We start from the raw sequence: 15,276 nt of genomic DNA, 5'->3' as shown, positions 1-15,276 counted from the left end.
ATCCTGTCGCTTGCGAAGATTGGCTTGCGGCTGGCGACCTTATTCCGCTACTGGCAACATTTTCAAAAGATGGTGTTGTTCAAACCAATAGCCGATCCGTAGAAGTTGATCTTCACGACCCTTGGCGGCGGTAAATTGGATCCCTAGTGGCAGGCCTTCATCTGAAATAGCGGTCGGCAAGCTGATGGCTGGGGCGCCGGTTAAGTTCGCTTGTTGCGTGAATGGTGAATAGGTGAGACTGGGTTCGAATAAATCCCAGATCAGCGTTTGTTGTTCGCTTGGGTCAAGCTCGGCTGCGTGGTGCATTTTTTCAATGATCGCTGGTGATTGTAACGCGGCATCAATGCGCGGGGCGGTTTTGGCGGTGGTCGGGGTTAACAGCAAGTCGTAAGTTTCATGAAATCGACTGTAAGCTTCAGCGGCCCGATCCCAGATGCCTAATGACCGGCTGTAATCAGCGGCGGTGGTGTGCAACCCTGCTTGGTAAATGGCCCAAGTGATTAACTCGATATCGTTAGGCGTAACCGTCCGACCGGTTTGATCGGTGTAGGCTTGGAACATGGCAGCCGTTTCGCCACCATTCATCAGATAATAAGCCTGCATGAGCGCAACACCGTCTACATCCGGAGCGGCTTCGGTCACCGTATGCCCTGCAGCGCGCAACGCATCGACAGCTTTTTCGACGGCAGTTATGGCGGTGCTGCTGACCGGTGTGCCCACGGGAGATTGCGTTGTGTAAGCGATTCTTAACGGTCGCGTGTCGTTGACTTGATCAAGCCGCAGTGGTGGGGCAATAAACGGTGCGGCTAATTGAGTAGTGGCTAAACCGCGTAAGAGCGCTTCGGTATCTGCCATCGTCCGGGTCAAGGCAAAATTAATGGAGGCGCCTTGCCAGCCGCGCCATTCATCGGGACCGGTGGGAACACGGCCGCGCGTTGGTTTTAACCCGATCAGTCCAGAAAATGAAGCGGGGATGCGGATAGAGCCGCCACCGTCAGAACCGGCTGCGAGCGGGCTAATTCCTGCGGCAACCAACGCTGCAGCACCGCCGGAAGAGCCACCCGGTGAGTAGGCCAGATTCCAAGGATTTCGCGCCGGTCCGTAAAGTGCAGCATCGGTAATGTTTTTAAATCCGAATTCCGGCACATTACTTTGACCGACAATGATGAAACCCAGTCTTTGCAAGGCCTGAACAAAGTTATTCGTACGGGTTGCCTTGGCATTTTTAAAAAGGCGACTGCCGCCCGTTTCTGGAGCGCAGGCGAGGCTTTGACCGAGTCCCTTCAAAAACAAAGGGACCCCGAAAAAAGGCTGACCAGTATCCGTGAGTGCCGCGGCTTCATGCTTTGCCGCATCAAACCTCGTCCACGTTACCGCATTCAGTTGCAGATTGCGCGTGGTTAATTTTTTTGCAGTCATGTCAATCAAGTCACCACTCGTCACGGTACCTGCACGAACAGCCGCGGCTTGAGCTAATGCTGAAGAAATCATGTTTAGCCTCCAAAAAGATAGTGAGCGCGAGCCGGCGCGGTTAGAAGTCGGAGTGTAAGTGGCCTTGGGCGTGATGGCCGGGCTTTGGCCATTGCGACCAAGGTCCTTACACGCAGACTTCTGCGCCGGGGAGCGCGTTATAGAAAGTGAGCGTGAACCAGCCCGGTTAGAAACCGGAGTGTAAGCGGCCTCGGGCGTGATGGCCCGGGCTTGGCCGTCGCGTTCGAGGTCCTTACACGCAGGTTTCTGGGCTGGTGAGCGCGTTATGGTCGAAGCGCGAGCCGGCGCGGTTAGACCTCATGCCAACAAGCGCCTTTTGTTTCCCTGACAGCAGTTATTTTTAGTTACCTTTGACAACCATCTTACCGTCAAGTTAAGCTTTGAGTAAAGCTAATTGTTTTAGACCGTTATATTTTTTCGGCTAAGGCATGAAAACGAGGGAGTGAGGAAACAATGGCAGTTTATGGATAATAGCGACGCGGCACCCACGCAGACATGAGTGCAATCATTAAGTGGAAGGTGCTCATGTGGTCAAAACAAACTCAATGGCGAAATGTATTGATGAGCTGTTATTAAGCAACATGGGCTCTGAAACCTTGCCAAGTATGATGAAACCAGTAAGTGTCTCGCGGATGCTTGCTAGAGACGACATGCATACGTCAAATTTATGAGGAGGAACGATATAAAGCTTTAATTCGTGTCATAGCGGCATGCTTCCACAGTTTATATAACAAATAATGATGTTCAATAAAACCATATCGAGGCGCGATGCTTCGACTCAGGAGAAAACTGCTGCACTGACACGGTACAGCCAGCAAGAACCACAAGCCATTTTTGCAGCTTTGAAGACGCAAGAAGCGGGTTTGTCTTCACAAGAGGCAGCAGAACGGCTTGAACAGGACGGCCCCAACACGGTTGTTACCCAACATCCGCGCCCGTGGTATTTAATTTTATTCGCTGCATTCAATGAACCCTTTGTCTGGGTATTGCTATTGTTGTGTGCAGTCTCAACCATGACTGCGGATTATGACGGCGCCAGAATGATGGGCTTGATGATTATCTTATCGGTGTCCATTCATTTTTGGCAGGAATACCGTTCTCAAAAGGAAAGTCATGCATTGGCGGCCTTGATTGCCAATACCACGGCGATCACACGTGCCGGTGAAACCAAAGAGCACCCCATGGATGAAGTGGTGCCTGGTGACATTGTTCAGCTGGCGACCGGTGATATGATCCCGGCTGATGCCTATTTAGTTGCGACTCATGATTTATTTGTCAATCAGTCGTCGTTTACTGGTGAAGCGATGCCGGTAGAGAAGAAAGCAGGCGCGGCGAATTTAAGCGATGAACAAAGCTTGTTTGATGCTCCTAATCTCGTTTTTATGGGAACTGATGTAATTTCCGGATCGGGGACGGCCGTTATTCTAAAAACGGGAGACGCGACTTATTTTGGCGACATGGCGAGTCAAATTAGCGATAAGCCGGCGCCGACCAGTTTTGAGCAAGGGATGCGCGCCATTAGCCGGGTTTTAATTAGCATGATGTTGGTGCTGGTGCCGGTGGTCTTTGTCATTAACGGTATTACCAAGCACGATTGGTCCCAGGCATTCTTTTTTGCCATCGCGGTGGCGGTCGGACTGACACCGGAAATGCTGCCGATGATTGTCAACAGTAACCTGGCAAAAGGGGCGTTGGCGATGTCGAAGCGGAAAGTCATTGTGAAACGACTGCACGCCATTCAAAATCTTGGCGCAATTGATACGCTTTTCACGGACAAAACCGGGACCATCACTGAGGACCGGGTCGTTGTGATGCGCTATGTTGATGCTACGGGCGAAACCGATCCGGCAGTGTTGCGGATGGCATATATGAATGCTAATTATCAAACCGGGTGGCACAACTTGATGGATACTGCAGTGGTGGATTATGCCCGTGAGCATCAGCATCTTTTAACCGATTTACCAAGCGGGCTGACCAAAATTGATGAGATTCCGTTTGATTTTGAACGCCGCCGACTGACGGTTGTCGTTGCTAACGATGCGCATCAATGGATGATCACAAAAGGCGCCTTTGAAGAAATGCTGGCGGTTTGTGACCGAGTGCAACTCAATGGTGATGTGCTGCCGCTGACACCTGAGCGGATCCGAAAACTTAAACAAACTAACGCGGCCATGAGTGGTCAAGGTATGCGCATGATTGTCGTGGCATATCGTCAAGACGTCCATCAACAGGAAATTTATACGCCGTCGGATGAACAGCATATGGTTTTGGCTGGTTTTCTGGGTTTTCTTGATCCGGCCAAACCCGATGCAAAAGAAGCAATTGGGTTGTTAGGCGCGCATGGTGTCCGGGTTAAGGTTCTGACCGGCGATAACGCCATTATTACGCAGCATGTTGCTGAGGAAGTAGGAATTGCCAATCAGCTTGTTGCAACCGGTAATGACGTTGACGCCATGGATGATAGCGCGTTGCGACAGGCAGTTGAGACCACGGATTTGTTTGTGAAACTAAGTCCGATGCAAAAAGCCAGAATCATTAAAACCATGCGTGCGGCCGGTCACACAGTCGGATACATGGGTGATGGCATCAATGATACTGCAGCGTTGCGTGAAGCGGATGTCAGCATCAGCGTGGATACAGCTGCCGATATTACCAAAGATGCAAGCGGCATTATTTTGTTAGAAAAAAGCTTGCTGGTGTTGGAAGATGGGATTCTAGAAGGCCGTCGCGTTTATGCTAACGCTATGAAGTACATTAAAATGACCATTGCGTCTAATTTCGGTAATGCTTTTTCGGTGTTGGTGGCGAGTATCTTTTTACCTTTCCTACCGATGCTGGCCATTCAATTGCTGGTTCAAAATCTGATTTATGATACCTCGCAAATGACGATTCCATGGGACAATGTGGATGAAGCAACCTTAGCGCAACCGACACCATGGCGAGCCAAGGGATTATTGCGCTACACATTGACTTTTGGACCGCTAAGTTCGATTTTTGATATCACGACTTTCCTATTTCTATGGTTCGGGCTTGGCGTTGGAACTCACGCCGCCAGTGTGTCGGCGCAGCATCTATTTCAAGCGGGTTGGTTTGTGGTTGGATTGTTTACGCAGTCGCTGGTGGTTCATGTGTTACGTACTCGTCACACACCATTTTGGCGGTCACCAGCCTCAGCTATTGTCATCTTGTCAACCATGATGGCTTTGTTAGTTGGCCTTTTCATCATTCTATCGCCATTCCATCAGGCATTTGATTTCGGTATTTTACCAGTCACTTACTGGCCCGGAGCTGCCGTCATTATTCTTGTCTATTTGATATTGGTTGAAACTGTTAAAAGAATTTACCTAAAGCGCGGACGACCGTGGTTATGAAGGTTTTTGGGAACAGATAAAACGCAGGGATGTGCCGGTTCTTCTTGCCTTTTATCGTCCAACATGGTAATCTATTCGAGTATGTTTTCAGCATACGCGTGGGAGGTCAAAAATTCTGGCCATCATAACCACATCACGGACTTAAGGAGGTATGTCTCGTGGCTAAAAAAGTAGCAAACATTGTCAAACTCCAAATTCCTGCTGGGAAAGCAACCCCAGCTCCTCCGGTTGGCCCTGCACTTGGGCAAGCCGGTATCAACATTATGGGGTTCACCAAGGATTTCAATGCACGGACAGCTGATCAGGCTGGCATGATTATCCCGGTTGTTATCACGGTTTATGAAGATCGTTCATTTGATTTCGTAACCAAGACCCCGCCGGCTGCTATTCTACTGAAGAAAGCTGCTGGTGTTGAACATGGTTCCGGCGAACCGAACACGAAGAAGGTTGCTAAGGTAACCAAAGCTCAGGTTAAGGAAATCGCCGAAACAAAGATGCAAGACCTTAACGCTGCCGATGTTGAAGCGGCAATGCGCATGGTTGAAGGAACAGCTCGCTCCATGGGCTTCGAAGTCGAAGACTAGGCCGCACTGTTCGGATTCTCAGTGAAAACTGAGGCAATCAGGTGGAAGGGAGTAAAATGCTCCCAGTGACCACATTTGCAAGGAGGAAAACCCAGAATGGCTAAAAAAGGTAAAAAGTATTTAGAGGCTGCTAAGGCCGTTGATGCGACCAAGCAGTATACCCCTGAAGAAGCAGTTAATCTGCTTAAGAAAATCGACTTTGCAAAGTTCGACGAAACCGTTGAAGTTGCATATCGATTGAATGTTGATCCAAAGCAGGCTGACCAGCAGATCCGTGGCGCTGTTGTGCTACCAAACGGAACTGGTAAAACGTCGAAGGTTATTGTTTTTGCCCAAGGCGATCAGGCTAAGGCTGCTGAAGATGCAGGTGCTGATATTGTTGGCGCCGAAGATCTTGTGCAAAAGATCCAGGACGGCTGGTTGGACTTTGATGTTGCCGTTGCGACACCACCAATGATGGCCCAAGTTGGACGTTTAGGTCGGATTCTTGGCCCGAAAGGCTTAATGCCAAACCCGAAGACCGGTACTGTTACGATGGACACGGCCAAGGCTGTTAATGACATCAAGGCTGGTCAAGTTGCTTATCGTGTTGACAAGGCTGGTATCATCCATGCCCCAATCGGTAAGAAGAGCTTCGATGCTGACAAGTTGCTTGAAAACTTCAAAGCAATGAATGATATTGTGCTGAAGGCTCGCCCAGCAAGCACCAAAGGTATTTACATCAAGAGTTTGACGTTGACCTCAACGATGGCACCTGGCATCAAGGTTAACCCAACAGACTTCTAAAACATTCATTGAATATTTTAAGACTCGCTATGACTAGCGGGTCTTTTTCTTTTGCGGTAAATTAAGTCTGAACCGTCAAGTTACGAAAAGAGGTCTTACTATGGAATCGTTCACGATCCGTTCGCTTCGACCCAATGATGAGGATGCATTTAATGAGTTTCGGCGCGATGTTTTAAATTTCGATCAGCAAAATCCTTACAGTCAAAATATTGTTCGCGAATTGACGCCTGCAACCGACTTTACGACAAGGTTGGCAGTACTAACCGCCGATCAGAATCCCGAAAAACCCGAGCTAGTGCCGCAGTTTGCTTTTTTCATGTTTAACTCGGAAAACGTCATCTTGGGGCGGGTTCGCTGCCGGACTGAAATGACACCGATGCTAGCCAGAACCGGTGGGCATTTTGGCTATCATGTGGCTCCGTCTCAGCGCGGCCACGGTTATGCGAAAAACTTGCTCAAATTTGCGTTAGGCTATTATCAGCAACGCCGGGAACCTTATGTCATTGTGACGGCAAAATCGGCTAATTGGGCGAGCCGCAAGACGATTGAGGCCAGTGGCGGCGTTTTACAGGAAATTTTGCCCGGACAAAACACTGAACCGCTTGCCATTTACCATATTCAGTTAGCTGCTGCAACGGGTATTTGAGCCCGACGACTTGTTGATAGCGGATTATTCGGTGCTTGTTGATACGATAATTTGCCAGGCAATCTGTCGTCGAAGGTTCATCCGCTGTCTTGGAATTTATCCGGTTGGCATCTACCCTCTGAATAAGCTATGATTAAGTAAGGACACGAAGGGAGCGTTTACAAAAATGGCTTATCAAACCGTTGATCCGAACACGAACACGTTGGAGAAAACTTATGCGAACACAACATCGGCACAAATTAGTGAGATGTTGACGGCGGGGCATGCTTTTTACAAGCAGCAGCGTAATCTTGACCCTGAAACGCGTAGTGCAACATTGCATGCGGTTGCTGCTTATTTCCGCGACAATGCCGATGAAATGGCGGCTATTATTACCAAAGAAATGGGTAAGCGGACCGAAGAAGCGTTAGGCGAAGTTGAACTTTGCGCTGAAATTGCGGATATGTACGCTGATCGGGCTCCGGCATTGTTGCAGCCGCAACCGCTTAACAGTACTGCAGGGGCTGCGGTGGTCAATCACGTTGCCAGTGGTATTGTGTTTGGCGTTGAACCGTGGAACTTCCCTTACTACCAGTTAATGCGTGTTTTCGCACCAAACTTTATGGTGGGGAATGCGGTGATCATTAAACCTGCCAGCAATGTTCCGGCTAGCGGCCTTGAATTTGAAAAAGCAGTTCTGGCTGGCGGCGCTGACAAGGGTGCTTTCCAAATCGCACTTATCGGGCATGATGATACCGAGACCTTTATTAAAGATCCGCGCGTTGCCGGTGTCTGCTTGACGGGTTCAGAAGGTGCGGGTTCGCATGTGGCGGCGTTGGCAGGTAAGTATTTGAAGAAGTCGCTGATGGAATTAGGCGGTATGGATGCTTTTCTGGTCTTGGACGGGGCTGATCTTGAGCACGTGATTCCAGAAGCCATTAAAACTCGCCTCATGAATTGCGGACAGGTTTGCACCAGCTCCAAACGGTTTATTGTGTTGGATAAATACTACGATGACTTTGTTGCCGGCTTGAAGAAAGGTTTTAAAAACGTCAAAATTGGCGATCCGAGTGATCCATCAGTCAATGTGGGTCCGTTGAACAGTCAAAAGGCAAAAGATAAGCTGCAAGGTCAGGTTGATACTGCCATTGAACACGGAGCCAAAGTTGTTTACGGCAATACACCGGTTGATTTGCCTGGTGCCTTCTTCCGGCCGACTATTTTAACGGATATTGACAAGGACAATCCGGCGTATCGGACAGAATTATTCGGCCCGGTTGCCTGCGTTTATAAGGTGCATAGCGAAGAAGAAGCGATTGCGTTGGCTAATGATGTTCCTTATGGCCTTGGCGGAGCAGTCTTTGCCGGTGATACCAATCATGCGGCAGAAGTCGCTGCGCAGATTGAAACCGGTATGGTCGGTGCCAATCAGAGTCAAAGTTACAATGCTGAGCTTCCATTTGGCGGGGTCAAGAACTCCGGGTATGGTCGTGAACTTGGCGATTTAGGCCTGTATACGTTTGTCAATGAGCAAACGGTGACCCGGGCGCTGCGTCAGTGATCTAGCCCGCACGAGTTTCAAGTGAAAAACCGCCTTTGTATCATAACGAAACTTTGAAAAGACTTTGTTGCGCATTTGGCGTGATAAAGTCTTTTTTAATGGTCAGAAGCATGAGTCAATAACTGGAATTTGGCGCGAAAAAATTTGTAGACCAAGGAACAGCTTATGGTGGCATGCTTTTTTGGTGATGAATCGGTTTTTGGAAAATAATTTTCGAAAATTTTTTTTAACCTGTGGATGGCTGATATGGCGCTGATTATAAAGGGGGATGGTGCAATATGCTCGAGGAAAATTCAAAAGTGGAATCGATTTCATTGTATTTATATATTAACAAATTTTTTAATGCTAGTATTGTATAAGTAGTCAGAAATTAGTGTAGGGTATGAGTTAAATTCTAGCCAGTGACGGTTCTGAGTGGCCGACGTGTTAGCACCTATATTGGATAGATAACGCTTCCGGGGGACAAGGTTAATTAATAGTCAGAATTCGTTTCATAACTAACACAATTTTTCTCGATAAGTTTATTTTTGAGTCTAGGAGTGATTGCTAGTGAACTATTTCATCAATTTCGGTATGCCTGCCAGCAAATCGGGTATTGAGCATGCGCAGATAAAGCGCAAGCGCCTATTTGATAAGCATGGTGAACCTTACGTATTTCTTCTACGGGATTGGGAACGGGATCTACATACTAACACTGCCAATGCAGGAATTACGGATGATCACCTCGTTAACATGTTTGATTACTATCAGCACGCCTGCCATGTTGACGCGGTCCGGTTGTTACCGGAGCAGGTAGACCTGGGACTTAAAGATCTTCAATATTCCGATGATTACGAGCACAATCGTATGTTGGTTTCACGAGCTGATGGGCGATTGGCTGCGCGGATCAACTATGTTCGCGGCACTAGACAGGTGGTTTCTGTCGAATTGTTTGACGGAGTTGAGAATCTATACCAAGTTGAATTTTATGATGTTCGCGGATTTAAATCATTGGTTCAGTGGTATACCCCAGACAATAAGGTTGGCAACGAGGAATGGCTAACGGTGGATGGCCGTCCGGTAATCAGAGCATTTAACAAGAAAAATGAAGATGGCAAGCTTAAGCAGACTGGGTGGATTCTGACAGATCGCAAAGGTAAAATTTTTCAGTTTGACACGATTGATGCGTTTTTTGAACATTTTATTAATGACATGAATGAAACTGGCCAGAATGTCTTTATCCTTGATCGGTCTTTATTGGCGGATGAAGCGCTTATTCATCTAGAGAAACCCGCTTACACGATTATGCACCTACATAATTCACATGCTGGCGATGCGCAACGGCCAATGGATTCGATTATGAATAACAATTATGAATTTGCATTAGTTAATGGTGCGAAGTATTCAGCATTTGTTTCTGCAACTAAAAAGCAGGCAGCTGATGTTCAAAGACGCTTCCCTTACATCAAAAAGTCCTTCCATGTTCCTGTTGGCGTGGTATCGGATGACGTGCTTCACCGCCAGCGAATTCTGTCGGAAAATCGAATATTCGGCAAAGTCATCGCGGTTGCTAGGATTGCACCGGAAAAAAATCTGAATGATCTGGTTCGAGCCATTGCCATCGTCCACAAACAAATACCGCAAGTGACGCTGGATTTGTATGATTACCCGGATGCAACGAATCATTATGCTGAAAAACGAAAAATCGAAAAAACAATCCAAGAACTTTCATTGGAAGGGGTTGTGACTTTTAAAGGCTACACGGAAAATCTGGAAAGTGCGTATGATACTGCCCAGATTTTTGGCTTAACTTCTATCATGGAAGGTTTTGATCTCTCATTACTGGAGGCGATTTCGCATGGTGTTGTCGGCGTGACCTATGACGTTAACTACGGTCCAAACGAAATCGTGCAAGACGGCATCAATGGGTATGTCACTCCGTATGGCGATATTCATGCCTTAGCGGAGAAGATTCAGTTATTGCTATCCGATCGTGACAAGATGCAGCAGATGAGTACGAATGCATACGAATCTGCTAACAGATATTCTGAAGAAAATGTTTGGAAGAAATGGCACAAAGTTTTAATGGATGCACAAAAGAGTGAGGGGAAGGTGACGAAATGATTTACATGGTTGGTGAAAATGTTTTCACATTTAATTCCGGCACTGAGTTCTCGCAGCTGCAACGCCTGAAAGCCTTCAATCAAAATGGCATTGAATCTAAACTGCTACTCCGGAACTATAATCGCTTCTTGTATCGGGATGCCAAGCGTGCAGGAGTTAACAAAGATGCATATATCAACATGTACGATTATTTTCAGGGTGTTGTCGGGGTTGAGCGTAAAGAACAGAAGTTACGCTTACTCGAATCGATTCCCCTGACGAAATATCATGTCGTTGGGATTGACAATAATACGACAACTATCGATCTGTTAGGTCGAACGCTTGCAAAGATTACTGTCATGCCAGAGACGGTCGGATTAGTTGGAAGTATTGATTATTATGATCGCTTTGATCACAAAGAGTTAACCGAATTCTGGGATTGGCGCGGGTTTAAGTCTATGGAACAAAATTATAATCCCGATGGAACCGTGGCTGCACAGAAGTTTTTGGATCAGAAAGGCCATGTGGTTTTGGAGATTATCCACATGAATAAAAATGGTCAGCTTGCACCGACAATGTGGAAGTTGGTTCATTATCAAGGACATGATTATGTATTTGATTCCGAAGATGACCTGTTCCGTTTTTTCCTGAATGAAATTAGTAAAGGCAATCCGGGAATCATGATTTCAGATCGCAGAACGCTTGATGCTGCCGTCAAGCAAGTTAACCATGCAACTGCTAAGCTCGCTTTTATTCATGAAGGTGACCTGTTCTTGAAAGGAGAAGGGAAGAAGCGCGTACCTAATGTCATTTACAACGAGGTACTAAGCGAGCAGCATCCGTTTAGTACCGTTATTTTTCCTACGCATGATCAAGTTAAAGCGATTGAGACTCAATATCCGCACTTAACCATTGCGGCTGCCCCGGATACTTATGCACAGACGCCGAAAGCCAAGAAAATACAACCCGATCATCCACGATTGGCGTATATCGGGCGTCTTTTTCCAGATAAACAGATTACGGATTTGGTTGATGCGTTTGAACGTGTACACCGAGAACGTCCGGATGCTGAACTGTTCCTCAAAGGTTATTTTTCAGACGAGGCCTATCGCCGGGAGATCCGCGATAGAATCCACAAGAAAAAACTTGATGATGCGATTCATCTGGTTGCCTATAGCAATGACAATCAGGATATTTTGGACAAGACGACGCTGTTTGTTTCTGCGGCGAAGTCAGAAGCTTTCGGTATGAATAGTCTTGAGGCAATGTCGTATGGCATACCAGTGGTTGCATACGGATGCCACTTCTTGAAGCATAACCTGTTAGTGAACAGACAAAATGGGGTGGCGGTTGTTAATATGACGCCTAGCGAGTTAGGCAAGGCGATTTTGGTCGTGTTGCAAGATAATCGGCTTTATCACAAATTACAAGCTGGTGCTTTAAGTACTGCAAAACAACATTCAGAAGCTGATTTCATCGGTGCATGGAAGTCAGTATTATCAGCGTTCTTTTGAGATGACTCCCGGTTCGCTTTTGCTTGCAAGTACTCAGGAAAGGGGATGATCGCACCACGAGAAACTATTTAAACAGTTCTAAGCCGGATTTTTAAATACAAGTAAAAAATCAAGTGGGTTGCTCATTATTTATTGAGAGGATCTTGGGTATGAAAAAGATAAATAGAGCAAATGTTTTGGTGGAGAAAAAGCGTTTCAAGATGTTTAAGGCAAAGAAGAAATGGTTAATTGCTCCATTATTCTTCATCGGCATCGGTTTGGGGACCGCCTATCAGACGAATTTGGTTAAAGCTGATGCTCAAGCGCCCAACAGTTCAGAGTTTACCGAAGCGCCTTCATCGGGAGCCAGTAGTGGTCAAAATGGAACAAATAGCCTGAAATCAGCAAGTGCAAGTGTAGCTACAGCCAGCAGCAGTGCGAGCGATGGTCAAGCCAAAGCGAGCACGGCTAATGTGGCAACGACCACTAATAGTAAAATTGGCGGCAGTCAAAGTAGTGCCAACGCAGCCAGTGCGTCTTAAAGTAGTGCTAGCGTTGAAAGTAGTGGCCAGATCAAAAGCACTAGTTTAGCCAGTGCTGGCAGTAACGGCGAAAAAGCGACCAGCGCTCTAAGCAGTAGTGCAGTTGATGCCAGCGATGGTCGTGCGAGTCAGGGTGTTGGCGGCACGTCAAGTGGTAGTTCAGATACTACGAGTCAGGCAAATGAAGGCAACAGCGCCGCCAGTGTAACAAGTGCAAGCGCCAATAGTGCCTCTGCAACAAATACATCTGAAGGTCAAACTCCAGTTAATGAAGCGGTATCAAACGATGCTTCTAGCGCCGATGTCAGCACCGCGTCAGAGTTTGATGCAGCCATGGCCGATTCAACGGTAAGTGTCATCAACGTACAGTCCGACTTTGTTATGGATGTTAGTGGTGATCGCCAATCGTATGCTTATCGGCCAAACCTAATTATTAATGGCAATAACCACACAATTGATTTTCAAAAGAAGTATTTCGAAGCTGATCCTACAAGTAGTCAGAATGAATCATTTACCATCAACGATTTAAATATGTACGGTTACAGTTGGTGGGGCCCGGTTACTATCAAGGGCAGTAAGCCGAAAGACGGCATCGATCATTCGGTAGTGTTCAATAATGTCACATACACAGGTGCACAACTGATGTATGGCATTTATACAAAAGCCTTTATTAAGGGGAATACAAAGATTCAGTCAGTGGGCAGTTATGTTTCCCCGCTGGACGGATCAACCCAGACAACCCAAGGCTTAGGCAACCAGCAAAACTTTCAAATTAGTTATTTAGAGGTTTTGCCTGGCGCTACTTACACGGGGACAACTACTGGTGGGACTAACGTTGAAGTATATGATGGCGGTTCATTTATTGTTGACAAGGGAGCAACCGTTAACTTACAACGCACGGATGCAAGCAAATCGAATGAACGTGGTACGAATGCATTGATTGATACACAGGGAGGTAACGTTGAGTTTAAGGATGGATCAACCGTTATCCTTAATAAAAATGCACTTGTGAAAGATGGCTTTGCACCAATCTATATTGAAGACGGTGGTAATCTAACCGTTGATAAGAATGCAACGGTATCCATTACCGGTGCAACTGGAAACATCCCGGTAAGAATTGACGGTACCGGAACTGTCAACCTCAACGAAGGATCGCACATGACGATCACTCAAAATGGTGCGCCTAAACTTGGCTATGGCTTTATCAATATTAAAGGTACCGGAGGCTTCTTCGTTGCAAGTGGCAGCACTTTGGATCTTAATGTAACGGGTACAGGGACAAAGAGTGTCAATGCAATTAATGTAGCAAATGACGGTCAACTGAGTTTTGCACAGGATGCTACGGCCAACTTAACCATTGACGGTGGCACGGGCGAAGCGCATTTGTTGAAAGTCGGTGACGATGCCAACATTAACATCTATATGCCGAAATCCGTTCTTTTTAAGATTACCGATAACGATGACGCAGACAGCAGTTTATTTAAAGTCAGTGGTACCGGCACGCTAACAGGTCAATATGTGAAAATCATTCCGGATGACGGGAATGCCTATGGGCCATATAAGTCCGCTATCTATACACTAAAAGGGAATGGCTCTTCTTCAGATACCGCTACGGTTGAAGGTGAGACAGCAGAAGATGAACAATCCGGGAAAGCACTTGCCGACACGTTTGCGACTGACAAAAGCTTGGAGTTCGTCAGTGCCAGTGATAATTTTATTAAGGTAAATCCAGTTACTGATGAAACCACAACGCTTACAGGTAAAACCACTGCCGGAGCCTATGTAACGATTTCAGGTTTAAAGGGGATTCCAGAAGGCAGCTTAACTGCGAATTCCTATGATAGTACAAAATATTTGGTACAGGCGGACAAGGACGGTAATTGGAGTTACGAACTGCCGACTGGGGTTTCGTTACCTGCCAATGCTTCATTTGAAGTTATTTCGAGTGCTGGATTCATTGTGAAAACAGCGACGGTAGTGATCAACGATGCCGAAACGCCAAAGCAGGCATCCAGTGCAGCTGGCAGCTTAATCAACGCCAATAGTGCTGCTGATGTCACAGCTTCACAGGCAAAGGCTACAAGTGCTGCTGCTAGTGATGCGGCGAGTTATGCAAGTGAAGCGCAATCGATTGCTGGCAGTCATGCTGATAATATGGAAATCAAGTCTCTCGCCAGTGATGCTGAGAAGCAATCGCAAATTGCTTTGGCAGCTAGCAAGTCTGCTGCGGCTAGTTCCAGTGCGGCAGCGTCCGCAGCAATCGTGGCAAGTAGCGCGGCTAGTGAAGCGTCATCTGCAGCTGCTGCCGTAAGTAACGCTGATGCATCAGCAAACTCTGCAGCCGCTGCTTATGATTCCTACGCTTCTGAGGCCAGTGCCGCTTCTGCTGCTAATGATAGTTCGGGATATGCCACTGCATCATCTGCAGCAAGTTCCGCTGCGGCTGCCATGAGCGCAGCGTTATCGACAGCGCAAGTTGCTGCCAAGGTTGCAGTGAGTGATGCAGCAGCAGCGGGTAGTGCAGCTGCTGTTGCTAGTGCAGCTCAAAGCGACTCCAAGAATAAACAAGCGACTGCAGCTACAGCAAGAAGTCAAGCACTTGATGATTTGAATAAGATCAAGTCTCTAACTGATTACGCAAGTGGCGCAAGCTCCAGTGCCAGCGAAGCGGGTCAAGCATCGACTGCAACATCTGCGTATGCTAGTGCTGCAAGTTCGAGTGCCAGTGAAGCCGGTTCATA

The 15,276-nt window shown here is 47.1% G+C and carries 10 protein-coding genes; 9 read left to right on the top strand and 1 reads right to left on the bottom strand.

Going from position 1 to position 15,276, the window contains the following annotated elements:
- Window positions 1-39 precede the first annotated feature (39 nt).
- Window positions 40-1,491 carry an amidase gene (locus tag ACWP87_RS02350; protein WP_014570019.1) on the bottom strand — a complete coding sequence of 484 codons (1,452 nt, stop codon included), beginning with the start codon at window positions 1,489-1,491 and terminating at the stop codon, window positions 40-42.
- Window positions 1,492-2,231: 740 nt separating this feature from the next.
- On the opposite strand from ACWP87_RS02350, the gene mgtA reads away from it, so the two are divergent.
- The 9 genes from mgtA to ACWP87_RS02305 all read left to right on the top strand — a co-directional run.
- Window positions 2,232-4,862, top strand: a complete 2,631-nt coding sequence (gene mgtA / locus ACWP87_RS02345) for a magnesium-translocating P-type ATPase (protein WP_015765040.1) — start codon at window positions 2,232-2,234, stop codon at window positions 4,860-4,862.
- A 158-nt stretch (window positions 4,863-5,020) separates the two neighbouring features.
- A complete protein-coding gene (gene rplK, locus ACWP87_RS02340) occupies window positions 5,021-5,446 on the top strand; it encodes a 50S ribosomal protein L11 (RefSeq protein ID WP_005688081.1) in 426 nt (141 codons plus the stop codon).
- A 96-nt stretch (window positions 5,447-5,542) separates the two neighbouring features.
- Window positions 5,543-6,232: a 50S ribosomal protein L1 gene (gene rplA / locus ACWP87_RS02335; protein ID WP_005688083.1), complete on the top strand. Its 690-nt coding sequence runs from the start codon at window positions 5,543-5,545 to the stop codon at window positions 6,230-6,232.
- A gap of 100 nt (window positions 6,233-6,332) precedes the next feature.
- Window positions 6,333-6,878 (top strand): GNAT family N-acetyltransferase, encoded by a 546-nt coding sequence (locus ACWP87_RS02330; protein WP_005688085.1) that lies wholly within the window; start codon window positions 6,333-6,335, stop codon window positions 6,876-6,878.
- 166 nt (window positions 6,879-7,044) lie between these two features.
- Window positions 7,045-8,418 (top strand): NAD-dependent succinate-semialdehyde dehydrogenase, encoded by a 1,374-nt coding sequence (locus ACWP87_RS02325; RefSeq protein WP_005688087.1) that lies wholly within the window; start codon window positions 7,045-7,047, stop codon window positions 8,416-8,418.
- 549 nt (window positions 8,419-8,967) lie between these two features.
- Window positions 8,968-10,521: a glycosyltransferase family 4 protein gene (locus tag ACWP87_RS02320; RefSeq protein WP_005688088.1), complete on the top strand. Its 1,554-nt coding sequence runs from the start codon at window positions 8,968-8,970 to the stop codon at window positions 10,519-10,521.
- A complete protein-coding gene (locus ACWP87_RS02315) occupies window positions 10,518-12,014 on the top strand; it encodes a glycosyltransferase (RefSeq protein ID WP_005688090.1) in 1,497 nt (498 codons plus the stop codon). Before ACWP87_RS02320 ends, ACWP87_RS02315 begins: the two co-directional genes overlap by 4 nt.
- A 149-nt stretch (window positions 12,015-12,163) precedes the next feature.
- The gene (locus tag ACWP87_RS02310) at window positions 12,164-12,535 is read left to right on the top strand and encodes a KxYKxGKxW signal peptide domain-containing protein (RefSeq protein WP_005688092.1); all 372 of its coding nucleotides are present in this window, start codon (window positions 12,164-12,166) and stop codon (window positions 12,533-12,535) included.
- Between the two features lie 333 nt (window positions 12,536-12,868).
- Window positions 12,869-15,276: pectate lyase-like adhesive domain-containing protein (locus tag ACWP87_RS02305; protein ID WP_463843713.1), on the top strand; the 2,408-nt coding region annotated here is incomplete at its 3' end.

The organism is Lacticaseibacillus sp. 22 (genome assembly GCF_055413445.1).
This window is presented reverse-complemented; position numbering and strand designations above follow the sequence as displayed.